Genomic DNA, 24,975 nt, shown 5'->3' on the forward strand with positions numbered 1-24,975 from the left:
AGGAATTAAGTATGTTTGGAAAAATCATTTTAACTGCGATGCTCACAACCAGCTCTGCCACTGCCGAAGATGCCGGGAAGAACATCGCCTCAGGCTTGGCAACTGCATCTACCCGCCAAATAGGTCAGGCCATCATGCCAACTCTAGCTATCGGCTCGGCCATTGCAAAAAGCGCAGGAAAAGGCATGGTGTTAGGTTTCGCTGAGACATCTGCCAGCTATATTTCCCACGATGACCTGAGCGCCACTCGAAGCTATCAAAACCCTGAGGCTGTTGATATGGCAAAAGGCCTGGGGACCTTGAAAGACGTCCCTGATTTCCTCTACGTCATTACAGACGTAAATGCCAACATGGCTGACAAATGCAAGCGCGTCTGGGAGCCTCAATCACTGGCTTTAAGCCAATTGATTGTTGAGCTGGTGGCACTGCGTAAGACGAACAACAAAGGTAGCTACGAACAAGCGCTATCCCACCTCGATTGTTCAATATTCACAAACTAAAACAATTAAGGGGCCGTCGGCCCCTTATCTTTAATTACCCAAGTTCTTTTGATACCTGAGCTACAATAGTTTTAAATCAGAATACCAAAATCAATTCACATGGATGGCGAATACTTCAACCGGATAATCTCCAAAGTGCGGGTGCGTTATGACGTTCCTTGAGAAGCCACGCCAAGGACGAATCTCTATCCTGGACATATCTCCAGCCTTTGGGTAGCCACACTTAACATGGACTTCATCATACTCGCGCCCCTCTAGTCTTTTTATCCAGTAGTCTGTGACGAGGCGATATTCATCTGGTTTTTCTCCAGATTTGATCTGATCGAAGTAAATCTTTTTTACGGGCAGATGAAGTATTCTCTTTTTCATAATCACCACCTGATAGCTCATCAGACTATCTAACTATTAGACAAAACATCCCTTTTTCAATTTCTGTCTCTCTCGCCTCATGGGCCAATACAATATCCGCGATAACACGAATATTCCCTTCATAGTTGCGAATGGCCGCATCCCGCATCGTGTCTAAAGTGTCCTGACACTTCGCTCGCCTGAATTTAACGAGCCAACTTTGCCGATCTATCTTGTCCACACCAAATCCCATTCAGCGAACCATGTATCCAGCTTCTTTTGCCGCAGCATCAAGCTCGGAGGAAAAGTTAACGTCGGACTTTTCTGCCGCGTTATAGAGGGCTCCACACTTGGGCCATGAGCGCCCTACCAGTTTCATCGCCAACGCATCCGCCAGCATTTCTCGGATCTGTGTTTCAGCCTCACCAAAATCGGCTAGAGTTTCGTCTATGCCCGACTCTTCCATCAGCTCGATGAGCTGAGGTTGTTTGAGCCAGACGCCTGTTTGCATTTCCAACTGGTCTCTTGCATCTGCCACCAATTGGCGTTCAAGGGTGACGCCATTTACGGTCTTAACAAATTGCTTTGGCTGACGCTTTACCTTTTTTGGTCTGGACACATCAGAGATAACCGTCACCGGCTTCCCACGCAGTTCACGCGGCAACGGTCCACTTAGCCCCAGAACTAAGCGACGAGCGTACTCATGCTCGTATGGTTTCAACCCTCGACCTTCACGGTACATCTCAGTATCCACCAGCAGATCACCGCGCAGCCTCGCGTTTTTCCGCACTTGTTCGGACAAGACCGATTTGCCCTTCCCGCTGGCTCCCATTACGAGCGAGTGAGATTCTACTTTGTTATCAAAAAACATAATTCCGCCCCCAAAGAGGTGTTGCTATAAAACATGGTTTGAACATCTGGCGCTGTTATTGCGCCCACCGATACTCTGGGCAACGCACTCTGTTGTGGCCGCTTTTCCCTTTGCTATTGGTGATGTCATCTTCATTCTTCGCAGCCCCCAGCTTACTCAGTATTTCAGCTTTTGTGGCGCGATGACCGCGTATTAAAAGAGCATTCAGCAGGTATCCAGTGAACACCTCTGTACTCGGCATACGGTCAAGCAACTCAACATACTGCTCATCCGTCAAATCATGGATCTCACAATATTTTTCCACCGCCTTTTCGTAGGCTTCTGCGTAGCCATGAGTGGAAATCCTGAAAACAATATCCCCATTGCCGTAGCCTGGCTTTGTGACGAGAAAACAAGGTGCGAAGTAGGTTCTCTTCACCCCCATCCGGCTCCGGTTCTCGATACTGATATAAGCCCTCAGCCCCTCAGCAATGATATTTGGCCCGGAGTTGCGTCGCCGCTTACAAGTCTTATTCTGACGCTTCACCTCTTCTGCCTCAGCTTCCCACTTTCGGTCCAAGCTGTAGGCCAGCCGGTGAGCTGTTGCGTAGGAATACTCTCTCAAGGAGAAGTATTCCTGCCGGTAATCATCCGCCACCCCAACTGTTCGTGCGACACGGAACCCGACGAAACCGGCGTCATGGGTTCCCTCGCCGTAGTAAATGACTGCCATTATTTACCTTCCTTACTTCTGATACCGTGCTGCACCACGGTATGGCGACCGCAATTCACATTCAGGTGATCCCGAACTGCGGCCATGACCGCTGAATGCAATCTGTAATCCACACTCTGCCCAAGTGTTTCTGTCGCTTGTTCTTTTGCCATCCACGAAATATCAAAGCTATCAGGTATCGACATCAACTCCTGAACCAGATCGACCGATGGCTTGTAAATGCGGCCACCGTCTTGGATGTACACTGCATCCTTTACCCCACGATCCTGAGACTTGAGGATGGTCGGGCAACTGGTGCTTTCTCTCGTCAAGAACGCAGGCATCCTGCGAGAAGTTGACTCTCTGGCCTGAATTGACTTCAACGCTGTGACGTCTGCACAATCCCCGAGGTGCTTCTCGATCACCGGCCACAATCGTCCACCAGCTCTCTGCTCAGGTTTCGGTGGAACGAACCCAGGGAAGACCGACGCCACCATGTAATAGCGTTCTCGCCCCTGGTACGCGCCGAAATCCAGACCGTTCAAGACCATCTCAGTGAGGAAGTACCCCATCCGCCGCAGTGTCGTTCCCATCATCGCCCCGGCTCCGGATGCTTTGAAGTTCGGGACGTTTTCCACCAGCACGACGGCAGGGTTCACGACCTCGATCTGTTTTAGTGCCGGGTAAACCATGTCGAGCATGGTGGAGAGATCTTCAAGAGAACGCTCTTTGTCCCTTGGACTTTTGGCGTTTGAGTGGTCATCACACCCCAACGAGTAATGGGCCAAACCAATTGGTGGGCACTCCGCCAGCAAGGCTCCAAGGCGATCCAGCTCCAGGTGATGAATGTCTTCATTCAGCAGGATACGCGGGGAGCTGTTCACCAGCGTATTGAGCGCATGTACTTCACTCAGGTTCCGCCCGGATGCTCTGTCTCTGGCTTCAACTGGACGATGTTCCAAAACAATCTCAGCCTTCCAGCCAAGCGATTCCATAACATGAATGTCTACCCCGCCAGTCAATGCCACAAAGGCACGGAAAGGGCTGGTTTTTCTGAACCGATCAGCAATGGCAAAGGCTCTGTTTGCGACGGGAGTGAAGACTACTCGACCTTTTCGCATTTCGACGTGGAAACGCTCTGTATAGCGAGGGAAGCACTTATCTATGAGCCCTTGTCCAGAAAACTCAATAACGGTTTCCAGCGGGTTGTTGGAGCGACTCTTTGGTTGATACCGGCGCTGATAAACCTGGTGTGTCTGTAGTTCATCGGTCGCTGGGATCACCGAAAAACCGCCCATCCCCTCCCCTGGCTCAACGGCGATGCCCATACCTGGCTTGAACCCCATAACATCCAAAAAGTTGGACGAAACCCTAACCTTGCGTTTATCGCCTACTCGATTGAACGCAAGTTGTTTGGTTACTACGGAGGGGGAGACGATCGGTAACATTGGTCAACCTCTTTTCTTCTTGTTTTGCTCGCGCTTCACCATTGCTCCAGCAGCTTTCAGAAGTCTCTGGTTCTCCGCCAGCTCCTCTTGGAGTTCCTGAGTATCCTCTTCTGTCTGAGCCTTTTTCAGCTCGGCCTCGCAATATTGGACCTCTTCCTGCAAGCTGACTTTCGCAAACTTGAGAGCGGCCAGTCGCGTCGTATAAACGCCAAAAGGCAATTCGCCACCTTCCCGGAACTGCTTCAAGCACCAGCTCGGTATAGATGGCAACCAACCAAAGTCCCCATTCTTCCGTGACCTTTTCCCCCACGTAATCCCATCTAACTTTTGGGCAAGATTGACATAGCGTTGATCGCTGGTTGAGTTGCGTCGTTTCTGAATAGAGCGAACTATCCACTCTGTAACCTCGACCTTTGCTTTATCATCATCAGAGATGTAATAAAGGGCTGCGTACAACACAGCGCCTTTACGAATGACTGATGGTGGGTATGCCTGGGCTTTCATCTATCCCCCTATCGCTTTTTCTTTCCGACAAGACGGAGATGATCGGCGGCCAAGTCATACTGCTCGTTTTTGTCGCGGCGGCGGAATCTGTCAAAAAACTTCCCTCGTGGCAGGGTTTCTTCCATAGCGATCAGGCGGTTCAGCCACACTTCTTGAGGTAGCATCCCTGCTGGAGTCGGCCCGAGCTTACGTCCTTCCTTGACGTGCTCCATTGTTTGCGTGGCAGTAAAAATCGTACCACCAAACTTTCTCCACTTGAATTGCAGGGGCATATCTGGAGACTCATCCAGCATCAATTTCTTATTGGTTTGTTCTGTCACGACAATTACTCCACCATCCATTCTTCACTAAGCAGGAACGCCCAGCGCTCTTCTGCTTTTTCTGGGTTGTCTTTGGCCTGTTTGATCATGATCTCGGCGGCGTTAAAGCCTACCTCTCCACTGAACCGGCCCCATGAATGGCTATGCCACTCGCGCATCACACTTCGGCCAAGCGATGCAAGTTCTGGACTTACACCCTCATGGAGGGCATAGAGCTCCCAAGCATCCCACCCGTATCGTAATAGGTTGTGCCCTGGGGCGTTAAAGGCCTGAGCAGCCTTGAACCGCTCTCCAGGCTCCTTCCCTCTAACATCCACACCCTGGAGCACCAACCCCATTACCACTTCAATGACAGGCTCGCGTTGCTTCTTTGCCAGCTCGATGGCAGCCACCAGCATTGCTTTGGCGTCAACAAATTTCCCATGCCCTTGGCACATACCGCAGGTTTCTTTGGAAGGGGAAAAGTCATAAACACCGGAACCAGCACAAAGGCGGCATGTCAGGTCAATCATGGGCTCTTCTCTCCTCATACTCTTCGATGCGCTCTTTCAGACGCTGAACCACTGGTGCGAGCTCAGGGATAGCTTCCGCTTCCTCAAGCGTGTATCGCTTGTCTTCCTGGTAATCGACTATTTGAGGAGGCCTTGGCTGTTTAGGGAACTCAGCAAAGTCATTCAGCGACATCGAGGTAGGAAGTCCTCCTTCAATCTCACCTTTTTCGTTGAGTGACTGAGTGACGATAAGCTGTGTTCCGCCCACCTCGGTATCAAAGCGGTCATCAAAGCGCTCACCGATAGTCCAGCCGCCACGGCCAAGAACACAGGTCGTACTCATACGTAGGCGATTGAATGCTTTAGCGTCATCCCAGTTCAAAGGATTTTCATCCATGAGGAAAAAAGGCGCTTCGTCCCGAACGAACACCTTGGACTTGGCGTTATCGAAGATCGGCCCAAACACCCCCTGCTGGAGGTATGGTTCGACTTTCTCTGCAAGATCCTGGTGCCCTTGAGAACGCAGCGCCTCATAGAGCTGGGTGATTGTTTGTTTGCCGGTGTCCGGAAGGCAGGACAATACTGTCTGCTTTTCCTCGTCACTCAGGCTTACCATTCTGGACAAAAAGCTGACTACCAGCTCGTTGTGCCCATCGACCGTTTCAATGTTGAGCTTGTTCTCGTCCATCTTCTTCCTCAGTAATCGGTTCGATAAATTCAATGGAGTCCATGCTTACATGACTGATAATGGCTTTCAGGCCGCAGCAGTCGCATGGTTCAAAGGTCAGTTCTGATCCCTTGGGAGACTGATGCGTGACCGTTGCCACAGCCCCTAGAGGGATCAACCCCCAGCCGTTTTTTAGTACCCGAGTAGTTCTGACCAGCCGACCTTTGTACTCTCGTTTCAGTTTCGGATGCGGCACTACCGCATATCGCTTACTCATTTCGGTCCCCTTGTACCAAAGGCTCGACAACCAGCTCTTGAGCTTCGTCCCAGTCGGACACCTTTGCATCACCAAACGCAAAGGCAATTCGCATAGCCACTGTCGGCCTGCCTATTTTCATCAAGTAAGCCGCAGCACCGGCACACATCGACTCTTGTCCCGAAGGTGCATAGTTACCCTCTTCATCCCATTCACCACCTGACTTTGAGTGCACGGTCTTGTGGCAATGAAACGTCGTCATGTCGTTTTCAACGATGTCGTTGATGATGCCTTCTAATCGCCCAGGGGCCAGCTCGATAGCGCCCTCCTTCCGGAATGGACAGTTGGCGCAAGGTTTCTTCAAACGGAGATGATTTGCTTGCTTTGGCATACATATCACTTTTACAGCATCATTTTATGATTCTATGATATAGCCATATTCCGTGTAGTCAATATCTCACTAACAATTACTTTCTATCGGACGCTTACGCGCCCATTTTGGGCAGATAGACAAGTTATTTGGGCGTTTGGGCGTTTGGAGTGTGCGAGGTGGACAGCGGGGAGACTTTCACATGTGAAAGTTTTGTTTCTTGGTATCGTTTTATTGTCTCTTGATATTATTTTATGATGCTGTAATAATCATAAATAAGGGCCGCATCGCTCTTCGACCTTCGTTGCAGCCCTTACAACACAATCAAGCAATTAAGGAGCTTTGTTATGCTGCAAGGCAATACTAACACGAATAAGCGCATCCCGCTCGCGGCGTTCATGAAATGGCCGCTGGCGAAACGTCAGGACTTCATCGACCGGGAAATGTCCGGTTGCCCCGACTTTATCAAGACGTCTTTGCTTCGGCATTAAGGCGATCAGGCAGGAAAGCAAAGAACCTCGCTTCGGCGGGGTTCTTCGTTTCTACCTCTTGAATGTTTCGTCAGAACAAACTGGAGCGCTTATGTCACCAGAAACACAGCAACTTACATCCAAGGCTTTATCTCTCATCGAGCAGTCCCGATACAGAATGGGCACATCTCGGTTTGTTGAGGCCTTTATTGACCAGTGGGCATACTTGCAGACTGGCCTATACCCAGCCAAGGAGGAGATCCCGGAAGAACTTCAGCCGGTCGCCTTCGAGCTCTCTCACGTCCTGTCTGCCGCCATTAAGCGCGACCCCACCAGCGATGTTTTGGGTTACGTCCTAAGCATGTCTGGCTTCCACAAGAAGGGCACCAATTACTTCCCCACTCCTCCAGAGATTGGCCGCTTGATGTCACTCATTGTTGGCTCACAGTCTTCGGCAGACTTTTATGAGCCCTGCTGTGGTTCTGGCATCAACGCCATTCACTGGATGGAAAACCTGATCGAGAACCACGGTCCCGAAGCATTGAGAGAAGCCTCAATCTACCTGGAAGACATCGATCCGTTGATGGTGAAGTGCTGCATGATCCAGCTATTCCATTATTTCGAGTCCCGCAATACCACTCCCAAAACGCTGAGTATCGTCGGCATAGACACCCTTAGCAGACGAACCAAGAACATCGCCTACTACGCCGAAAAACCTCCAGCAACCGCCGCTACCGTGGCAGCATAAAAAAACCCGCCGATTGGCGGGTTTTGCATTCAATGCGCTGCTCTATGGCACCTTACAGTTTTCCGTACCGGTTCAAGAACGAAGACCTGTCTAAGATCCCCCAGTCTGTCAGCATGTAGTAGCCGGTGGCACCTCGTTCGCCGGTAGACTCCCTGACGAACAAGATATTCATTCCGAACTCATCACGCAGGGCAGACAACTGTCTCTTGATCGTTGATTCAGGAATATTTGTTGCCTTGTGAAGGTCTTGGAGACTTGGCTTCTCCGTTTTAGACAGGGCATTCACCAAAGCAAATTTTCTTTTCATGTCCTGTGAGATCTTCATATTCACCTGTTCTTGACAGGCCCAACCTCTCTGGCTGGGCCTCCTTTATTAGCCTTCGACACTCAGGAGTTCAATGTCTGACACAGGCACATGAACATGCTTTTCCTTGCCTTCGCCATCGAGCGTTTTAACCCAGACAGTAGACGGAACCAGAGCAACACGGTCGGTCATGATGACTCCACGTTTGGTCTCGCCATCCAGGTTAACGTTGACAGCAAAAATCAAACTGTCAGCCCGGACGTTCTTCCATTCCTTGTCCTTCGGCAGAGGAGGAAGAGCATCACCGCCTTCTTCATCTTTGTCCTTGCCGCTGTTATCTGGCTGCTTGACAGGATCTTTGTGCTCACCCTCTTCATCACGCAAAGGGTCTTCGTCATCATCGTCCTGACCATTGGAATTTTTACCCCCTTCCAGTTCCTCCTGGGCAAGGTTCAGGTCGTCATTCCCGGTTTGTTCCGACGTACCATCCCCACCCGAGTTGAGGGATTGCTCGTCGGTGTTGCCAGCGCCAAGCTCATCATTCTGGTGGGAGCCAGTCAGTGGGCCTTTTTCCATTTCGTCTTTGATACGTTTGGCATCATTCAGCAGCTCACGGCTTTGTTTACGAGTAATCCCGTCAGACATAGCCACCGCGCAGACGGCGCGACATCTTTCTTCATTCAGATCGAACAAGAGACGAAGGTTATTCAAGGTCTCTGTATCAGAACATACTTCATTATCGTATAACTCACGCACACAGTCAGGTAGCTTGAGCAACGACAGATGCGTAGATACGAAAGTGATATTCTTACCGAGCCGATCAGCAATATCCTTTTGCTTCCAACCTTCTTCAATAAACAGGTTTAACGCCTCGGCAATCTCTACCGGAGTCAAGTCATCCCGCTGGATGTTTTCGATCAGCTCACCAGCAGTCTCGTCCAAGTTGTTCTGGACCTTATCATTCACCACCAAGTCAATGGTCTCGATACCAGCGTGTTTACACGCTCTCCAACGCCGCTCCCCTTTTTGGATGACGAACTTGCCTTCTTCGTTCTTCGGGAACACGATGATCGGAGACTGCTGCCCTTCGGTCAGCAAGGTTGCCGCCAGCTCTTCAATGTTACGGAAGCGCTTACGAACCTGGACCTTGGATACAACGTCGTCAACAGGTACGGTAAGAACCTCTTTGCCTTTCTTGCCTTTGGCGGCTTTAGCAAGTTCGGACAGGCCTTTTAAATTGTTCAATGCCATCGCTTAGCCCACCTTCTCTAATAGTTCTTCCAACACCGCCTCAACTTCTTTGGCCGCGACATGTCCATAGCGAAGCTCCCAGACAGGGATGCCATCAGTCGTCGCCGTATCGAGCGGAGGCCGGTGCATAATTTTGTTCTCAAACAACAGATCCGGAACTGTGTTCTCCAGCGACTTGAGGGCTTTGTCGTGATTGACAGAGCGGTCCATGTCGTTGATCACGATGCCCAGGATCTCCAAATCTTGGTTGTACGCCTCGCGCACACCAATAATCGTGTTCAGGAGACCTTCTACGCCGTCCACAGCGAAGCCAGAGAGCTTTACTGGACATGCCACATGGGTAGACATCACCAACGCTGCCACCAGCTTTCTGCCGAGGCTAGGCGGACAATCAATCAGCACGTAGTCGTAGTTCTCAAACAGCTCAGCCAAATGGCGAGCCGGATTCATGGCCTGGTCAAGAGGCACAGCCTCCATCTCAAACAGATCCGGGTCGTTTTTCGGCGTATGAATGAGGTCTGCACCGCAAGGGCAGTGCATGACCTCAATGCCGTCCAGCTCGTAAGCGAACAGCTCTGCGGTTTTGGTTCCTGTGAGGATGGGCTCGTAGTCACCATCCTCAAGCTCTCGTCTGGGGGCCAGTCGAGAGGACGTGTTCCCCTGACCATCCATATCCAAGACCAGCACTTTCTTTTTCTTCTGTAACGCCAGATAAAAGGCCTGCTGGATACAGAGGGTACTCTTACCCACTCCGCCTTTCTGGTTGGCGAAGCTGATTACTTTTGCCATACCCACCTCTATTTTGGTTTCTCGCAGGTGATCAAGACCACCCCCAAACTTTCACATGTGAAAGATTGTAGCGATCATAAAATGATACTGCAATATCTAATTATGGTTCTGTTAAAACAAACTTTAAACAAAAAAACGGCCATGAAGGCCGCTTATTGACAAGGTTTGTGCTGTCAGCGCAATTGATTTGCTGCTCCAAGCCCATTCGCCAATAACTGCATCGCATCGTTGAACAGCGCGGAGCCCCGTTCCGGTGTGAGCAATTCCGGCATATCTTCTCGCGGCCAAGTACCGGCTACTTGAATGAGCAAACTGGCAGCCCAGTGGATCTGCTTTTCTTCACTTTCATCGGCCAGAGTGCATACGACGGGGAAACCGTACTTACGCCCCCAGCGACTCACCTCTTTGAACGATACCAGCTCAGGCTTTTGCAAATCCCGGCTGTAGGCCTCAGCTATCATGTGGTTCAGTTCTTTAGCGTCCATTTATCCCACTCTATTGTAAACAAGACATTTTTATCTTTTATATTCAATGGCTTATTTTCCTGCTAATTGGTAATACCATGAAAAATACCATGCTCAGAAAAGGCTTAACAATATTTTGAAAAATTGCCTACTGAGCGCTGCCGCACAGCTCCATAGGCCGCTTTCCTGGCTTTGCTTCCAGATGTATGCTATTCTGCTCCTGCAGCTAATGGATCACCGCAAACAGGTTACTCGCCTGGGGATTCCCTTTCGACCCGAGCATCCGTATGAGACTCATGCTCGATTATTATTATTATAGAAGCCCCCATGAATAAATCGCTCATCATTTTCGGCATCGTCAACATAACCTCGGACAGTTTCTCCGATGGAGGCCGGTATCTGGCGCCAGACGCAGCCATTGCGCAGGCGCGTAAGCTGATGGCCGAGGGGGCAGATGTGATCGACCTCGGTCCGGCATCCAGCAATCCCGACGCCGCGCCTGTTTCGTCCGACACAGAAATCGCGCGTATCGCGCCGGTGCTGGACGCGCTCAAGGCAGATGGCATTCCCGTCTCGCTCGACAGTTATCAACCCGCGACGCAAGCCTATGCCTTGTCGCGTGGTGTGGCCTATCTCAATGATATTCGCGGTTTTCCAGACGCTGCGTTCTATCCGCAATTGGCGAAATCATCTGCCAAACTCGTCGTTATGCATTCGGTGCAAGACGGGCAGGCAGATCGGCGCGAGGCACCCGCTGGCGACATCATGGATCACATTGCGGCGTTCTTTGACGCGCGCATCGCGGCGCTGACGGGTGCCGGTATCAAACGCAACCGCCTTGTCCTTGATCCCGGCATGGGGTTTTTTCTGGGGGCTGCTCCCGAAACCTCGCTCTCGGTGCTGGCGCGGTTCGATGAATTGCGGCTGCGCTTCGATTTGCCGGTGCTTCTGTCTGTTTCGCGCAAATCCTTTCTGCGCGCGCTCACAGGCCGTGGTCCGGGGGATGTCGGGGCCGCGACACTCGCTGCAGAGCTTGCCGCCGCCGCAGGTGGAGCTGACTTCATCCGCACACACGAGCCGCGCCCCTTGCGCGACGGGCTGGCGGTATTGGCGGCGCTGAAAGAAACCGCAAGAATTCGTTAACTGCACATTCGGGATATTTCTCTATATTCGCGCTTCATCAGAAAACTGAAGGAACCTCCATTGAATCGAACTAATATTTTTTTTGGTGAATCGCATTCTGACTGGTTGCCTGTCAGAGGCGGAGAATCTGGTGATTTTGTTTTTCGACGTGGTGACGGGCATGCCTTCGCGAAAATCGCACCTGCTTCCCGCCGCGGTGAGCTCGCTGGAGAGCGTGACCGCCTCATTTGGCTCAAAGGTCGAGGTGTGGCTTGCCCCGAGGTCATCAACTGGCAGGAGGAACAGGAGGGTGCATGCTTGGTGATAACGGCAATTCCGGGAGTACCGGCGGCTGATCTGTCTGGAGCGGATTTGCTCAAAGCGTGGCCGTCAATGGGGCAGCAACTTGGCGCTGTTCACAGCCTATCGGTTGATCAATGTCCGTTTGAGCGCAGGCTGTCGCGAATGTTCGGACGCGCCGTTGATGTGGTGTCCCGCAATGCCGTCAATCCCGACTTCTTACCGGACGAGGACAAGAGTACGCCGCAGCTCGATCTTTTGGCTCGTGTCGAACGAGAGCTACCGGTGCGGCTCGACCAAGAGCGCACCGATATGGTTGTTTGCCATGGTGATCCCTGCATGCCGAACTTCATGGTGGACCCTAAAACTCTTCAATGCACGGGTCTGATCGACCTTGGGCGGCTCGGAACAGCAGATCGCTATGCCGATTTGGCACTCATGATTGCTAACGCCGAAGAGAACTGGGCAGCGCCAGATGAAGCAGAGCGCGCCTTCGCTGTCCTATTCAATGTATTGGGGATCGAAGCCCCCGACCGCGAACGCCTTGCCTTCTATCTGCGATTGGACCCTCTGACTTGGGGTTGATGTTCATGCCGCCTGTTTTTCCTGCTCATTGGCACGTTTCGCAACCTGTTCTCATTGCGGACACCTTTTCCAGCCTCGTTTGGAAAGTTTCATTGCCAGACGGGACTCCTGCAATCGTCAAGGGATTGAAACCTATAGAAGACATTGCTGATGAACTGCGCGGGGCCGACTATCTGGTATGGCGCAATGGGAGGGGAGCAGTCCGGTTGCTCGGTCGTGAGAACAATCTGATGTTGCTCGAATATGCCGGGGAGCGAATGCTCTCTCACATCGTTGCCGAGCACGGCGACTACCAGGCGACCGAAATTGCAGCGGAACTAATGGCGAAGCTGTATGCCGCATCTGAGGAACCCCTGCCTTCTGCCCTTCTCCCGATCCGGGATCGCTTTGCAGCTTTGTTTCAGCGGGCGCGCGATGATCAAAACGCAGGTTGTCAAACTGACTACGTCCACGCGGCGATTATAGCCGATCAAATGATGAGCAATGCCTCGGAACTGCGTGGGCTACATGGCGATCTGCATCATGAAAACATCATGTTCTCCAGTCGCGGCTGGCTGGTGATAGATCCCGTCGGTCTGGTCGGTGAAGTGGGCTTTGGCGCCGCCAATATGTTCTACGATCCGGCTGACAGAGACGACCTTTGTCTCGATCCTAGACGCATTGCACAGATGGCGGACGCATTCTCTCGTGCGCTGGACGTCGATCCGCGTCGCCTGCTCGACCAGGCGTACGCTTATGGGTGCCTTTCCGCAGCTTGGAACGCGGATGGAGAAGAGGAGCAACGCGATCTAGCTATCGCGGCCGCGATCAAGCAGGTGCGACAGACGTCATACTAGATATCAAGCGACTTCTCCTATCCCCTGGGAACACATCAATCTCACCGGAGAATATCGCTGGCCAAAGCCTTAGCGTAGGATTCCGCCCCTTCCCGCAAACGACCCCTGGAAGCCCCGTAGCGACGCGGAGAGGGGCGAGACAAGCCAAGGGCGCAGGCTCGATGCGCAGCACGACATAGCCGGTTCTCGCAAGGACGAGAATTTCCCTGCGGTGCCCCTCAAGTGTCAATGAAAGTTTCCAACGCGAGCCATTCGCGAGAGCCTTGAGTCCACGCTAGATCTATCTCATCTGCGCAAGGCAGAACGTGAAGACGGCCGCCCTGGACCTCGCCCGCGAGCGCCAGGCGCACGAGGCCGGCGCGCGGACCCGCGCCACGGCCCACGAGCGGACGCCGCAGCAGGAGCGCCAGAAGGCCGCCAGAGAGGCCGAGCGCGGCCGTGAGGCTTGGACGCTAGGGCAGGGCATGAAAAAGCCCGTAGCGGGCTGCTACGGGCGTCTGACGCGGTGGAAAGGGGGAGGGGATGTTGTCTACATGGCTCTGCTGTAGTGAGTGGGTTGCGCTCCGGCAGCGGTCCTGATCAATCGTCACCCTTTCTCGGTCCTTCAACGTTCCTGACAACGAGCCTCCTTTTCGCCAATCCATCGACAATCACCGCGAGTCCCTGCTCGAACGCTGCGTCCGGACGGGCTTCGTCGAAGGCGTCTATCGCGGCCCGCAACAGCGGCGAGAGCGGAGCCTGTTCAACGGTGCCGCCGCGCTCGCCGGCATCGCTGTCGCCGGCCTGCTCCTCAAGCACGGCCCCAACAGTGAAGTAGCTGATTGTCATCAGCGCATTGACGGCGTCCCCGGCCGAAAAACCCGCCTCGCAGAGGAAGCGAAGCTGCGCGTCGGCCGTTTCCATCTGCGGTGCGCCCGGTCGCGTGCCGGCATGGATGCGCGCGCCATCGCGGTAGGCGAGCAGCGCCTGCCTGAAGCTGCGGGCATTCCCGATCAGAAATGAGCGCCAGTCGTCGTCGGCTCTCGGCACCGAATGCGTATGATTCTCCGCCAGCATGGCTTCGGCCAGTGCGTCGAGCAGCGCCCGCTTGTTCCTGAAGTGCCAGTAAAGCGCCGGCTGCTGAACCCCCAACCGTTCCGCCAGTTTGCGTGTCGTCAGACCGTCTACGCCGACCTCGTTCAACAGGTCCAGGGCGGCACGGATCACTGTATTCGGCTGCAACTTTGTCATGCTTGACACTTTATCACTGATAAACATAATATGTCCACCAACTTATCAGTGATAAAGAATCCGCGCGTTCAATCGGACCAGCGGAGGCTGGTCCGGAGGCCAGACGTGAAACCCAACAGACCCCTGATCGTAATTCTGAGCACTGTCGCGCTCGACGCTGTCGGCATCGGCCTGATTATGCCGGTGCTGCCGGGCCTCCTGCGCGATCTGGTTCACTCGAACGACGTCACCGCCCACTATGGCATTCTGCTGGCGCTGTATGCGTTGATGCAATTTGCCTGCGCACCTGTGCTGGGCGCGCTGTCGGATCGTTTCGGGCGGCGGCCGGTCTTGCTCGTCTCGCTGGCCGGCGCTGCTGTCGACTACGCCATCATGGCGACGGCGCCTTTCCTTTGGGTTCTCTATATCGGGCGGATCGTGGCCGGCATCACCGGGGCGACTGGGGCGGTAGCCGGCGCTTATATTGCCGATATCACTGATGGCGATGAGCGCGCGCGGCACTTCGGCTTCATGAGCGCCTGTTTCGGGTTCGGGATGGTCGCGGGACCTGTGCTCGGTGGGCTGATGGGCGGTTTCTCCCCCCACGCTCCGTTCTTCGCCGCGGCAGCCTTGAACGGCCTCAATTTCCTGACGGGCTGTTTCCTTTTGCCGGAGTCGCACAAAGGCGAACGCCGGCCGTTACGCCGGGAGGCTCTCAACCCGCTCGCTTCGTTCCGGTGGGCCCGGGGCATGACCGTCGTCGCCGCCCTGATGGCGGTCTTCTTCATCATGCAACTTGTCGGACAGGTGCCGGCCGCGCTTTGGGTCATTTTCGGCGAGGATCGCTTTCACTGGGACGCGACCACGATCGGCATTTCGCTTGCCGCATTTGGCATTCTGCATTCACTCGCCCAGGCAATGATCACCGGCCCTGTAGCCGCCCGGCTCGGCGAAAGGCGGGCACTCATGCTCGGAATGATTGCCGACGGCACAGGCTACATCCTGCTTGCCTTCGCGACACGGGGATGGATGGCGTTCCCGATCATGGTCCTGCTTGCTTCGGGTGGCATCGGAATGCCGGCGCTGCAAGCAATGTTGTCCAGGCAGGTGGATGAGGAACGTCAGGGGCAGCTGCAAGGCTCACTGGCGGCGCTCACCAGCCTGACCTCGATCGTCGGACCCCTCCTCTTCACGGCGATCTATGCGGCTTCTATAACAACGTGGAACGGGTGGGCATGGATTGCAGGCGCTGCCCTCTACTTGCTCTGCCTGCCGGCGCTGCGTCGCGGGCTTTGGAGAAATTCTTCAAATTCCCGTTGCACATAGCCCGGCAATTCCTTTCCCTGCTCTGCCATAAGCGCAGCGAATGCCGGGTAATACTCGTCAACGATCTGATAGAGAAGGGTTTGCTCGGGTCGGTGGCTCTGGTAACGACCAGTATCCCGATCCCGGCTGGCCGTCCTGGCCGCCACATGAGGCATGTTCCGCGTCCTTGCAATACTGTGTTTACATACAGTCTATCGCTTAGCGGAAAGTTCTTTTACCCTCAGCCGAAATGCCTGCCGTTGCTAGACATTGCCAGCCAGTGCCCGTCACTCCGCGGTCTTCACTGCGTGATCGAGTTGATCGACACCCGCCGTGACACGCTCCATGAAGTGCCTGCCTGCGTCTGTTAGCCGAACGCCCCGCGCATGGCGCTCAAATAGCAGGACACCAAGGTTATCCTCCAGCGCTTTCACACGCGCGCTGACGCTCGACTGGCTGATACCAAGTGCCTTGGCCGCATGCCGAAAATTCAGATGCTCGGCGACGGCGATGAACTGAACAAGGGAAATGAGCGGTATCCTGCCAGACAGGATACCGACATTCACGAGGTTTCGATGGTTAGTGCGCCGCATCGGAGCGGGCCTGCTACCAGTCGTCGGTTAGACGACTGGCGACTTCTCGGTGGCAGCCCCACGGAGCCGAAGGAGCACCAGCCCCAACGAAACCAGTACCGCCATCGCCGTGGCGTAACAGATCACGGGCCACGCTGTGTCACCGTTTAAAAGTGCCACCGCCAATGTCCCGACAATGCTGACTATCAGGCTTTGAACGCAGAAGTAGAACGCGACCGCTGATCCCGCGATGTCGTCGAACTCTGCCAAAGCGCCGTTCGCGGTAACGGACACCGTGAAGACAATACCGACCGCGACAACCCACATCGGTAGGATGAAGGTGAGGAATGACGGCGAGCCGTAAAGTTCGCCGATCCCCAACAGGACCGCTCCGCAAACAAGCAACGCCATCCCACGCGCCACGCATCCTGCGATGCCCCATCTGGCGACAAAGGACTTCGCGAAACGGGTTGTCACGATCATTACAAGCGCGACAGTGGCGAAGGCAAAGCTGAATCCGATCTCGGAATATTCCGCTTGGCCTATGAGCACACGGGGAGCCGTCGAGAAGAAGACGAAGTAGGTGCCCATACCGGCGCTAAAGCCGACAGTGTAAACCCAAAAAGCCGGACTCGCGAAGATCGGCAAGACAGATCGGCGCGTCTTGACTTGATCCAGAGGGCGGGTTTCGTGCCACCTGAAACCCGCATTTAGGAGTGCGAGCATCGCCAGTATAGCCAAAGTAATGAATATCGCCTGCCATCCCAAGAACTCGCCGATCAATACTCCGGCGATAGGGCCGAGCGCAGGCACGAACGCCAGCATCGAACTGAAAAGGCCGTAGATGACGACACCCTCAGGACGGTTGGCATAAACGTCGCGAACCGTCGCGAACGTCGCCACATGCATGGCCGACGCGCCCACTGCTTGAAGTAGACGGAAAGCGACAAAGGCCGGTGCAGTTGAAGACCAAGCTGCTCCCAGAGACGCAATGACGAAAGCCGTTGCGCCCGCAAGTAGAATTGGCCGTCGCCCGATTCTGTCTGAGAGCGGACCAAAAATCACCTGGCCCACGCCGAGCATCACCATATAGAGGCTCAACGTGAGTTGGATCATAGCGGGCGTCGTGTTCAGGATGCCGGGCATCGCTGGAACGACAGGGAGATAAATATCCATCGCCAGTGAAGCGAGGATGTCGAAAGGAGCCATCAGCAGCAGTGCTGCCGGCAGCGTATAGGCCCACGCGGGGCGTGTGGTGGTCATGACGAATCAACCCTCGATTAAGGAATACCGGGCGACGTCTGCTCGTCAGCAATCAGATGAGACTAGCCTTACAGAGCGCCGCAACAACAATACTGGTTGTTGCGGCTTACTTGTCTGCTGACTTGGAATTTCCCATCTGATTACTCCACGCTTACGAATATGAATTGCTACATTTTATCCGATTATCTTTTGCTTCGCAATGCGGCATGGGCGCACTCAGCGTTCCAGCCCCCTCTGCCGCCCTAACTGCCACGACACCGACCCGCCCTGCACGATGCCCATAACCTCGCGGCCGAGTTGGCGGTCGATGATCGGCCGCCACGGGACAAGGGTGAACTCATGGGATTTCTCGACCACGGCGAACTTGCCGCTCGATAGATGCACGGTTCCGGTAAACTTGCCGCTGACGCTCTCGCCGTCCGTGGCGGCGCGGAACGGCAGGCCCTTACTCAAAGCCATATCCGATCCGACGCCGGCTACCTCGCGCTCCCGCAGGATGGCGAGAAGGTTGCGCCGGTAGAAGACGCGGCTGTCCCGGCTGCGGGTGGCGTCGCCCTGTTCGATATGGTGCTCGCGGCGCTGGTCCATGGCTTCGCGGACTTGTTGCCCGAAGCCGGTTGGCGCAAGGTCGGCCGTCTCGCCGTGGATCAGCCGCCGGTCCAGCCAGGTCGCGCCGTCCGATCCGATCTGTTTGTTCAGATCGACCGGGGAAAGGACGCGAACGCTGGCCTGACTGTCTCGGCCGGCGTCATGGGCGGCGGCACGGCTGACCAGATCATCGGGGATGCGCCATTGGTCGGCGTCGATCCGCTCGACGATACCGGCCCGGCGTAGCGCCTCCAGCCGGCGCACATGGGCATCGACATAGCCCTCATAGTCGCCGCCTGGAACGCGGCACGTATAGGAAGAATAAACGCCCTTTTCACCCAAGTCCAACAGCTTTGGACCGCAGTTGACTCTTTCGACACCCCTGCGATGCAACCCAATCCGGCTGACGGGGAGCCAGCAACGCTGAAAATTTACCCTCCTCTTTCCCACTAGCGGCTCCTTTTCCGACAACCAGCACGGCGGATCCCTGCCGCGGCGCTGTGAACGCAGCATTTTGATTGGTATCGTTGGCCTTCAGGCTCGTCAGTCAAACAGACCCAGGAGCAGCTCAGCCGGTGGCGCCCGGCTTTCGGGTAACGCCCTGGTCCCGCTGGTTTCGGCTTTGTGCTTCAGGTGATCAAGGATCTGCTTGATCACTATAGGGTCTTCAATGCAGGCGATGACTTTCATGGCGCCGCCGCAGCCGCTGCAGGTCTCGATGTCGATATTGAAAACACGCTTGAGCCGTTGCGCCCATGTCATCGACGCTCGCCGTTGTGCTGGTGTTGCCGGTTCATCAGCCACCCTGACCTTGTTGCCCCTGCCCCGTTTTGCCGGCGTGACCAACGCCCGGTGCCGACTGTTGGGTGCGAACACCCCGTGGAAGCGGGTTAGGTTGACTCTGGGCTTCGGTACCAGGGCGGCCAGCCTTGCAATGAAATCCAATGGTTCGAAAATGACGTGCGTGGTGCCGTCCCGGTACGGCGTCTTGAGCTGGTAGCGCACGTTGCCGCCTCGTGTTAACGACAGCCGCTTCTCGGATACCGCCGGGCGGCTGATGTACCGGCACAGCCGTTCGAGCTTCTTGCGTTCATCGGCCCTGGCCGCCACGCCGGCGTGCAGGCTGGACCCGGCTACCTTGCCAATCCCGTCACCGAACGGATCACCACTGGTCGGCAGAGTTTGCAAAGTGAACACCTTTCGCCCCGCCTGTGAACCGACAGCGATACGGTAAGTGATCGAGTGCCCCAGCAGGGGTGTCATCGGGTCGTCATCCACCGCATCCGAGGCCAGATAGCTGTTTTCGACATCCCGTTCCAGCAGGCCTTGCCGTTCCAGATAGCGACCCACCCGGTGGGCGATGGTGTGCGTCAGCGGCACTGTTGCAAATAACCACGAATGGTAAGCTGAAGACTGTTTTAGCTAAAGGTGCAGCATATGAATCCTTTCCATGGTCGGCATTTTCAGGGCGAAATCATTCTTTGGGCTGTGCGCTGGTATTGTAAATATGGCATTAGCTATCGTGAACTGCAGGAAATGCTGGCCGAACGGGGTGTGAATGTTGATCACACGACTATTTACCGTTGGGTTCAACGTTATGCTCCTGAAATAGAAAAACGTTTACGCTGGTATTGGCGTAATCCTACAGATCTGAGCTCGTGGCATATTGATGAAACCTATGTAAAAGTGAATGGACGATGGTCTTATCTGTATCGTGCAGTCGATCAACGTGGCGATACCATTGATTTTTATCTTTCTTCTAGACGTAATACCAAATCAGCATATTGTTTTCTTGGAAAAATTTTAAATAATGTGAAGAAGTGGCAAATTCCACAAGTGATCAACACGGATAAAGCACCCACATATGGACGTGCTTTATCACGGTTAAAACGGGAAGGTAAATGTCCACCAGACCTTGAGCACAGGCAGATTAAGTATAAAAATAACGTGATTGAATGTGATCATGGCAAGCTAAAGCGGATCATCAGGGCCACATTAGGATTCAAATCTATGAAGACGGCTTATGCCACAATTAAAGGTATTGAAGTCATGCGTGCACTACGTAAAGGACAAGCATCGTCATTTTATTATGGTCAGCCTCAGGGTGAAGTGTGTCTAATCAACAGGGTTTTCGGTCTCTAAGTACTTTTTAAAGGGAACATCATCGACTCAAATCTCTATTTGCAACAGTGCCAAAAAAACCAACTTCAAGTTGGTTTTTCTTTTTTAATCATCAGTGGCGACCTTAACACCATATCCAATTAAACCTGCAAGGCTAGCATAGGCTATTTTGGCATAAATCGAACCCCACCAGACCGTAATTTTACTGGCACCAAATTCCCGAACCGTTTGCCCCATAAAATTAGTGGTTTCATAGAAATTTTTAGCAGAATAACCTAACGCAATATGATCAAGGACAGGGAATAAACTAAAAGCTAAACCTACTGCTGCTGCGGGGAAAGTAAACTCTCTTGATAGACCGAATTTTCCAGTAATAAATACAAGCGATACCACGATAATTAATCTAATGATAGTCCATAGCATCACTGTGAAAGGCAAGTTAAAGATGCCTGCTCCCTGCCACGCAAGACCGCAAACAACTAGGGGTCGTCTCAGAAAACGGAAAATAAAGCACGCTAAGCCGGTTGCAGAGGCCGTAGCGGCCTGAACTTCCCCGCGCCGATCTTGGCGCTGCTGCGCCATAGGTAATCACCGGTCAGGTTGATGTGCTCCCAGCCGAGTGGCGACAGGTACTGCAATAGCGAGTCATCGACGGCATGACCATTGCCGCGCAACGCATGCGCCGCACGCTCCAGGTAGACCGTGTTCCACAGCACGATGGCCGCCGTCACCAGGTTGAGGCCGCTGGCCCGGTAGCGCTGCTGCTCGAAACTGCGGTCACGGATTTCACCAAGGCGGTTGAAGAACACGGCACGGGCCAGCGCATTGCGCGCCTCGCCCTTGTTCAGCCCGGCATGCACGCGGCGGCGTAGCTCGACGCTTTGCAGCCAGTCGAGGATGAACAGCGTGCGCTCGATGCGGCCCAACTCGCGCAGCGCGACGGCCAAGCCGTTCTGGCGCGGGTAGCTGCCGAGTTTCCTGAGCATCAGCGAGGCCGTCACCGTGCCCTGCTTGATCGAGGTGGCCAGCCGCAGGATTTCGTCCCAATGGGCGCGGACGTGCTTGATGTTGAGCGTGCCGCCGATCATCGGCTTGAGCGCGTCATAGGCGGCATCGCCCTTCGGGATGTAGAGCTTGGTGTCGCCCAGGTCGCGGATGCGCGGCGCGAAGCGGAAGCCCAAGAGGTGCATCAGGGCGAAGACGTGATCGGTGAAGCCCGCCGTGTCGGTGTAGTGCTCCTCGATCCGCAGGTCGGATTCGTGGTACAGCAGGCCGTCGAGCACGTAGGTTGAGTCGCGCAGGCCGACATTGACCACCTTGGTGTGGAATGGCGCGTATTGGTCGGAGATGTGGGTGTAGAAAGTCCGTCCTGGGCTGCTGCCATATTTTGGGTTGATGTGCCCCGTGCTCTTTGCCTTGCTAGCGGTTCGGAAATTCTGTCCGTCCGATGATGATGTGGTGCCATCGCCCCAGTGCCCGGCAAAGGGATGCCGAAACTGAGCGTTGACCAGTTCAGCCAACGCTGTCGAGTACGTTTCGTCGCGGGTATGCCAGGCTTGCAGCCAAGCGAGCTTCGCGTAGGTCGTGCCGGGGCAGGACTCGGCCATCTTGGTCAGGCCCAGGTTGATCGCGTCGGCCAGGATCGTGGTCAACAACAGGTTCTTGTCCTTGGCCAGATCGCCCGATTTCAAGTGCGTGAAGTGCCGGGTGAAGCCCGTCCACTCATCGACTTCGAGCAGCAGTTCGGTGATCTTGACGTGCGGCAGGACCATGGCTGTCTGGTCTATCAGCGCCTGCGCGGTGTCGGGCACCGCCGCATCCAGCGGCGTGATCTTCAAGCCCGACTCGGTGATGATGGCATCCGGCAGGTCGTTGGCTGCCGCCATGCGGTTGACGGTGGCAAGTTGTGCTTCCAGCAGCGTCAGCCGCTCATGCAGATATTGTTCGCAGTCGGTGGCCACGGCCAGCGGCAATTCGCTGGACTGCTTGAGGCTGGTGAACTTCTCGGGCGGTACCAGGTAGTCCTCGAAGTCCTTGAACTGGCGTGAACCCTGCACCCAGATGTCGCCCGAGCGCAGGGAGTTCTTCAACTCGGACAGCGCGCACAGTTCGTAGTAGCGCCGGTCGATGCCGGCGTCGGTCATCACCAGTTTCTGCCAGCGCGGCTTGATGAAGCCGGTCGGTGCATCGGCTGGCAGCTTGCGGGCGTTGTCGGTGTTCATGCCGCGCAGCACCTCAATGGCATCAAGCACGTTTTTGGCGGCGGGCGCGGCCCGCAGCTTGAGCACGGCAAGGAATTCCGGTGCATAGCGGCGCAGGGTGGCGTAGCTCTCGCCGATGCGATGCAGGAAATCGAAGTCATCGGGTTGCGCGAGCTTCTGCGCCTCGGTGACGCTCTCGGCAAAGGAATCCCAGGACATGACGGCCTCGATGGCGGCAAACGCATCGCGGCCTGATTGCTTGGCGTCGATCAGCGCCTGACCGATGCGCCCGTACAGACGTACCTTGGCGTTGATGGCCTTGCCTGACGCCTGGAACTGCTGCTGATGCTTATTCTTGGCAGCGTTAAACAGCTTACCCAGGATGCGGTCGTGCAGGTCGATGATTTCGTCGGTGACGGTGGCCAGCGCCACGAGAGTGGCGTAGCGCCGTTGCGGCTCGAATTTGGCCAGGTCGGCGGGTGTCATCTGGCCGCCCTCGCGGGCAATCTTGAGCAGGCGGTTCTGGTGAACCAGCCGCTCGATGCCGGTAGGCAGATCGAGTGCCTGCCATGCCTTGAGGCGTTCGATGTGTTCCAGCATATGCCGCGAATTTGGCTTGGCCGGAGACTGGCGCAACCAAGCCAACCAGGTCGTCTTGCCGTTGTCCCGGCGCTTGAGCAGATCGTCGAGGCGGCGGCGATGCGCGTCCGCCAGTGGTTCGGCCAAGGCGTCGTAGATGCGCCGGTTAGCACGGGTGATCGCCTCGGCACTCGCCCGCTCGACGGCGTTGAGGGCGGGCAGAATGACCGACTGCCGCCGCAGGTGCCCGATCAAGGCGCTGGCCAGCACGATGCCTTTGTCGGTTTGCATCGCCAGCTCGGTCAGCATCTGGACGGCCTGCCGGTAATGGCTCATGGTGAAGGGCCGGAAACCGAACACGGTTTGCAGCTCGCTCAGGTGCTCGCGCCGGGTCTGCTCCCGCTGGCCGTACTCGTTCCAGCTTTCGACGCCGACCTTGAGCTGGTCGGCGACCAGCTTCAACAAGGGCGGGAACGGTAGTTCATCGACGCCCAGGATGACGCCGGGAAAGCGCAGGTAACAGAGCTGCACCGCGAAGCCCAGCCGATTGGCTGGCCCGCGCCGCTGTCGGATGATCGAGAGGTCGGTATCGTTGAATGTGTAATGTCGGATCAGGTCGTCCTTGGAGTCCGGCAACGCCAGCAGGCTTTCCCGCTCGGCGGCGGACAGGATGGAACGACGTGGCATATTTACTGATCCGTTCTCAAGTATTGATACAGGGTTTCGCGACTGATTCCGAATTCACGAGCAAGCTTGGTCTTTTGCTCGCCAGCCTCGACACGTTGGCGCAGTTCGGCAATACGCTCAGACGACAGGGATTTCTTCCTGCCACGGTAAGCCCCGCGTTGCTTGGCGAGCGCAATACCCTCGCGCTGACGCTCGCGGATCAGGGCGCGCTCGAACTCGGCGAACGCGCCCATCACCGAGAGCATCAGGTTCGCCATCGGAGAGTCTTCGCCAGTAAAACTGAGGTGTTCCTTGACGAATTCGATATGCACGCCGCGTTGTGTCAGCGTTTGCACGATCCGGCGCAAATCATCGAGATTGCGCGCCAGGCGATCCATGCTATGCACCACCACGGTGTCGCCGGTGCGGGCGAAGCTTATCAGCGCTTCCAGTTGCGGACGCTTGACATCCTTGCCGGATGCCTTGTCGCTAAAAGCGCGATCAACCTTGACGCCTTCCAGTTGCCGTTCCGGGTTCTGGTCGAAGGTGCTGACCCTGATATACCCAATGCGCTGTCCAGTCATGGAATTCCCTGCAAAATGTCAGGGAAGACTCTATGACCTTCAACGAGATATGTCAATAAATTCAAAATTCAATCCTATCCTGACGCAATTTACACATGGCATCTGACATCAGGTTAGGGTATGCCTCAACCTGACGGCGGCGAATCACAAGCGTCCGGTTTGACGCTGGTTTCGGTCGCAGTGCTGGCCCGCGCCTGGAAGCGCTGATAGCACTCCAGCCCGCAGAAATGCTCCACGTACTCGGCCCCTTCCGGCGTGAAGGCGGCATCGAGCGGGATTTCCTTGCAGCACACGCAGCAACTGGTGCTCGGTTCATTGGCGTTCATGGTGGTGTTCCTCCATTGGTTGACGAAGCCGACGAAGGCCGCCGCCGGCATCGGCCTGGCGAACAGGAAACCCTGCACCGTGTCGCAACCCGCCTGCCGCAACCACGCAAGGCAGTCGGGTGTTTCCACACCCTCGGCTACCACCTCCATTGTCGTTTTCAGAAGACGGCTGCACTGAACGTCAGAAGCCGACTGCACTATAGCAGCGGAGGGGTTGGATCCATCA

At 55.1% G+C, this 24,975-nt stretch carries 31 protein-coding genes and 2 pseudogenes; 9 read left to right on the top strand and 24 right to left on the bottom strand.

Annotation, left to right across the window (positions count from 1 at the left end):
• Positions 1 to 11 precede the first annotated feature (11 nt).
• On the top strand, positions 12 to 500 hold the full coding sequence (locus tag R7M72_RS18490) for a hypothetical protein (RefSeq protein WP_000467110.1): 489 nt from the start codon (positions 12 to 14) through the stop codon (positions 498 to 500).
• A 90-nt stretch (positions 501 to 590) separates the two neighbouring features.
• On the opposite strand, the gene R7M72_RS18495 is transcribed toward R7M72_RS18490, so the two are convergent.
• The 10 genes from R7M72_RS18495 to R7M72_RS18540 form a co-directional block, all read right to left on the bottom strand.
• Positions 591 to 869 carry a hypothetical protein gene (locus R7M72_RS18495; RefSeq protein ID WP_000746034.1) on the bottom strand — a complete coding sequence of 93 codons (279 nt, stop codon included), beginning with the start codon at positions 867 to 869 and terminating at the stop codon, positions 591 to 593.
• 232 nt (positions 870 to 1,101) lie between these two features.
• Positions 1,102 to 1,650, bottom strand: a complete 549-nt coding sequence (locus R7M72_RS18500) for a phage head-tail adapter protein (RefSeq protein WP_225452416.1) — start codon at positions 1,648 to 1,650, stop codon at positions 1,102 to 1,104.
• Positions 1,651 to 1,774: 124 nt separating this feature from the next.
• Positions 1,775 to 2,431: a hypothetical protein gene (locus R7M72_RS18505; RefSeq protein ID WP_000268552.1), complete on the bottom strand. Its 657-nt coding sequence runs from the start codon at positions 2,429 to 2,431 to the stop codon at positions 1,775 to 1,777.
• On the bottom strand, positions 2,431 to 3,858 hold the full coding sequence (locus R7M72_RS18510; RefSeq protein WP_000936897.1) for a DNA cytosine methyltransferase: 1,428 nt from the start codon (positions 3,856 to 3,858) through the stop codon (positions 2,431 to 2,433). The genes R7M72_RS18505 and R7M72_RS18510 overlap by 1 nt, the downstream gene beginning before the upstream one ends.
• A gap of 3 nt (positions 3,859 to 3,861) precedes the next feature.
• On the bottom strand, positions 3,862 to 4,362 hold the full coding sequence (locus R7M72_RS18515) for a hypothetical protein (RefSeq protein WP_000647188.1): 501 nt from the start codon (positions 4,360 to 4,362) through the stop codon (positions 3,862 to 3,864).
• Between the two features lie 8 nt (positions 4,363 to 4,370).
• The gene (locus R7M72_RS18520) at positions 4,371 to 4,682 is read right to left on the bottom strand and encodes a hypothetical protein (protein ID WP_318056291.1); all 312 of its coding nucleotides are present in this window, start codon (positions 4,680 to 4,682) and stop codon (positions 4,371 to 4,373) included.
• Between the two features lie 5 nt (positions 4,683 to 4,687).
• Positions 4,688 to 5,194 (bottom strand): hypothetical protein, encoded by a 507-nt coding sequence (locus tag R7M72_RS18525; protein ID WP_000566443.1) that lies wholly within the window; start codon positions 5,192 to 5,194, stop codon positions 4,688 to 4,690.
• Positions 5,187 to 5,861 carry a hypothetical protein gene (locus R7M72_RS18530; RefSeq protein ID WP_000344149.1) on the bottom strand — a complete coding sequence of 225 codons (675 nt, stop codon included), beginning with the start codon at positions 5,859 to 5,861 and terminating at the stop codon, positions 5,187 to 5,189. The genes R7M72_RS18525 and R7M72_RS18530 overlap by 8 nt, the downstream gene beginning before the upstream one ends.
• Complete coding sequence (locus R7M72_RS18535) at positions 5,836 to 6,117, bottom strand: hypothetical protein (RefSeq protein WP_000044823.1); 282 nt, start codon at positions 6,115 to 6,117, stop codon at positions 5,836 to 5,838. The genes R7M72_RS18530 and R7M72_RS18535 overlap by 26 nt, the downstream gene beginning before the upstream one ends.
• Complete coding sequence (locus tag R7M72_RS18540) at positions 6,110 to 6,487, bottom strand: hypothetical protein (protein ID WP_001125904.1); 378 nt, start codon at positions 6,485 to 6,487, stop codon at positions 6,110 to 6,112. Before R7M72_RS18540 ends, R7M72_RS18535 begins: the two co-directional genes overlap by 8 nt.
• A 326-nt stretch (positions 6,488 to 6,813) precedes the next feature.
• On the opposite strand from R7M72_RS18540, the gene R7M72_RS18545 reads away from it, so the two are divergent.
• Both R7M72_RS18545 and R7M72_RS18550 read left to right on the top strand, forming a co-directional pair.
• Positions 6,814 to 6,957 (top strand): hypothetical protein, encoded by a 144-nt coding sequence (locus R7M72_RS18545; RefSeq protein ID WP_000939033.1) that lies wholly within the window; start codon positions 6,814 to 6,816, stop codon positions 6,955 to 6,957.
• 91 nt (positions 6,958 to 7,048) lie between these two features.
• Complete coding sequence (locus R7M72_RS18550; RefSeq protein ID WP_000074431.1) at positions 7,049 to 7,684, top strand: N-6 DNA methylase; 636 nt, start codon at positions 7,049 to 7,051, stop codon at positions 7,682 to 7,684.
• Between the two features lie 52 nt (positions 7,685 to 7,736).
• Here R7M72_RS18550 and R7M72_RS18555 read toward each other — a convergent pair whose 3' ends face one another.
• The 4 genes from R7M72_RS18555 to R7M72_RS18570 form a co-directional block, all read right to left on the bottom strand.
• Complete coding sequence (locus R7M72_RS18555; protein ID WP_000703827.1) at positions 7,737 to 8,009, bottom strand: helix-turn-helix domain-containing protein; 273 nt, start codon at positions 8,007 to 8,009, stop codon at positions 7,737 to 7,739.
• Between the two features lie 48 nt (positions 8,010 to 8,057).
• Positions 8,058 to 9,239: a ParB/RepB/Spo0J family partition protein gene (locus tag R7M72_RS18560; RefSeq protein ID WP_001207227.1), complete on the bottom strand. Its 1,182-nt coding sequence runs from the start codon at positions 9,237 to 9,239 to the stop codon at positions 8,058 to 8,060.
• Positions 9,240 to 9,242: 3 nt separating this feature from the next.
• Positions 9,243 to 10,028, bottom strand: coding sequence for a ParA family protein (locus tag R7M72_RS18565; protein WP_001151304.1), 786 nt, complete (start codon positions 10,026 to 10,028; stop codon positions 9,243 to 9,245).
• Positions 10,029 to 10,201: 173 nt separating this feature from the next.
• Positions 10,202 to 10,513, bottom strand: a complete 312-nt coding sequence (locus R7M72_RS18570) for a hypothetical protein (protein ID WP_000338945.1) — start codon at positions 10,511 to 10,513, stop codon at positions 10,202 to 10,204.
• 306 nt (positions 10,514 to 10,819) lie between these two features.
• Between R7M72_RS18570 and sul2 the strand changes: the two genes are divergently transcribed.
• The 4 genes from sul2 to R7M72_RS18590 all read left to right on the top strand — a co-directional run bounded on the left by sul2 (position 10,820) and on the right by R7M72_RS18590 (position 13,883).
• Complete coding sequence (gene sul2 / locus R7M72_RS18575; RefSeq protein WP_001043260.1) at positions 10,820 to 11,635, top strand: sulfonamide-resistant dihydropteroate synthase Sul2; 816 nt, start codon at positions 10,820 to 10,822, stop codon at positions 11,633 to 11,635.
• A gap of 60 nt (positions 11,636 to 11,695) precedes the next feature.
• Complete coding sequence (gene aph(3'')-Ib, locus R7M72_RS18580; RefSeq protein WP_001082319.1) at positions 11,696 to 12,499, top strand: aminoglycoside O-phosphotransferase APH(3'')-Ib; 804 nt, start codon at positions 11,696 to 11,698, stop codon at positions 12,497 to 12,499.
• On the top strand, positions 12,499 to 13,335 hold the full coding sequence (locus tag R7M72_RS18585; protein WP_000480968.1) for an aminoglycoside O-phosphotransferase APH(6)-Id: 837 nt from the start codon (positions 12,499 to 12,501) through the stop codon (positions 13,333 to 13,335). The genes aph(3'')-Ib and R7M72_RS18585 overlap by 1 nt, the downstream gene beginning before the upstream one ends.
• A 305-nt stretch (positions 13,336 to 13,640) precedes the next feature.
• Positions 13,641 to 13,883, top strand: a complete 243-nt coding sequence (locus tag R7M72_RS18590) for a transposase (protein WP_000844627.1) — start codon at positions 13,641 to 13,643, stop codon at positions 13,881 to 13,883.
• Positions 13,884 to 13,914: 31 nt separating this feature from the next.
• Here R7M72_RS18590 and tetR(A) read toward each other — a convergent pair whose 3' ends face one another.
• Positions 13,915 to 14,565 carry a tetracycline resistance transcriptional repressor TetR(A) gene (tetR(A), locus tag R7M72_RS18595; RefSeq protein ID WP_038989485.1) on the bottom strand — a complete coding sequence of 217 codons (651 nt, stop codon included), beginning with the start codon at positions 14,563 to 14,565 and terminating at the stop codon, positions 13,915 to 13,917.
• 105 nt (positions 14,566 to 14,670) lie between these two features.
• On the opposite strand from tetR(A), the gene tet(A) reads away from it, so the two are divergent.
• Complete coding sequence (gene tet(A) / locus R7M72_RS18600) at positions 14,671 to 15,870, top strand: tetracycline efflux MFS transporter Tet(A) (RefSeq protein ID WP_000804063.1); 1,200 nt, start codon at positions 14,671 to 14,673, stop codon at positions 15,868 to 15,870.
• Here tet(A) and R7M72_RS18605 read toward each other — a convergent pair.
• The 5 genes and pseudogenes from R7M72_RS18605 to R7M72_RS18625 form a co-directional block, all read right to left on the bottom strand.
• Positions 15,816 to 16,025, bottom strand: a pseudogene (locus R7M72_RS18605) (IS91 family transposase); the annotation flags it as partial. The gene tet(A) and the pseudogene R7M72_RS18605 sit on opposite strands and share 55 nt — an antisense overlap.
• Positions 16,026 to 16,136: 111 nt before the next feature.
• On the bottom strand, positions 16,137 to 16,442 hold the full coding sequence (locus R7M72_RS18610; RefSeq protein WP_001255015.1) for a LysR family transcriptional regulator: 306 nt from the start codon (positions 16,440 to 16,442) through the stop codon (positions 16,137 to 16,139).
• A gap of 27 nt (positions 16,443 to 16,469) precedes the next feature.
• Positions 16,470 to 17,684 carry a chloramphenicol/florfenicol efflux MFS transporter FloR gene (gene floR, locus R7M72_RS18615; protein WP_106404739.1) on the bottom strand — a complete coding sequence of 405 codons (1,215 nt, stop codon included), beginning with the start codon at positions 17,682 to 17,684 and terminating at the stop codon, positions 16,470 to 16,472.
• Between the two features lie 216 nt (positions 17,685 to 17,900).
• Positions 17,901 to 18,785, bottom strand: coding sequence for a DUF3363 domain-containing protein (locus R7M72_RS18620; protein WP_001447541.1), 885 nt, complete (start codon positions 18,783 to 18,785; stop codon positions 17,901 to 17,903).
• 30 nt (positions 18,786 to 18,815) lie between these two features.
• Positions 18,816 to 19,646: pseudogene (locus R7M72_RS18625) on the bottom strand (IS91-like element ISVsa3 family transposase); the annotation flags it as partial.
• Positions 19,647 to 19,709: 63 nt separating this feature from the next.
• Here R7M72_RS18625 and R7M72_RS18630 point away from each other — a divergent pair.
• The gene (locus R7M72_RS18630; RefSeq protein ID WP_001067784.1) at positions 19,710 to 20,414 is read left to right on the top strand and encodes an IS6-like element IS1006 family transposase; all 705 of its coding nucleotides are present in this window, start codon (positions 19,710 to 19,712) and stop codon (positions 20,412 to 20,414) included.
• Between the two features lie 84 nt (positions 20,415 to 20,498).
• On the opposite strand, the gene R7M72_RS18635 is transcribed toward R7M72_RS18630, so the two are convergent.
• The 4 genes from R7M72_RS18635 to R7M72_RS18650 form a co-directional block, all read right to left on the bottom strand.
• Positions 20,499 to 20,975: a hypothetical protein gene (locus tag R7M72_RS18635; RefSeq protein WP_223171565.1), complete on the bottom strand. Its 477-nt coding sequence runs from the start codon at positions 20,973 to 20,975 to the stop codon at positions 20,499 to 20,501.
• Positions 20,909 to 23,860 carry a Tn3-like element TnAs3 family transposase gene (locus R7M72_RS18640; protein ID WP_015344976.1) on the bottom strand — a complete coding sequence of 984 codons (2,952 nt, stop codon included), beginning with the start codon at positions 23,858 to 23,860 and terminating at the stop codon, positions 20,909 to 20,911. Before R7M72_RS18640 ends, R7M72_RS18635 begins: the two co-directional genes overlap by 67 nt.
• A 2-nt stretch (positions 23,861 to 23,862) precedes the next feature.
• Entirely contained in the window at positions 23,863 to 24,423 is a 561-nt protein-coding gene (locus R7M72_RS18645; RefSeq protein ID WP_000147567.1) for a recombinase family protein, read from the bottom strand.
• Between the two features lie 125 nt (positions 24,424 to 24,548).
• On the bottom strand, positions 24,549 to 24,975 hold a 427-nt coding region (locus tag R7M72_RS18650; RefSeq protein WP_058662800.1), incomplete at its 5' end, for a DUF3330 domain-containing protein.

Origin of the sequence: Vibrio sp. YT-18, assembly GCF_033337345.1 — a bacterium.
Lineage (GTDB): Bacteria > Pseudomonadota > Gammaproteobacteria > Enterobacterales > Vibrionaceae > Vibrio > Vibrio alginolyticus.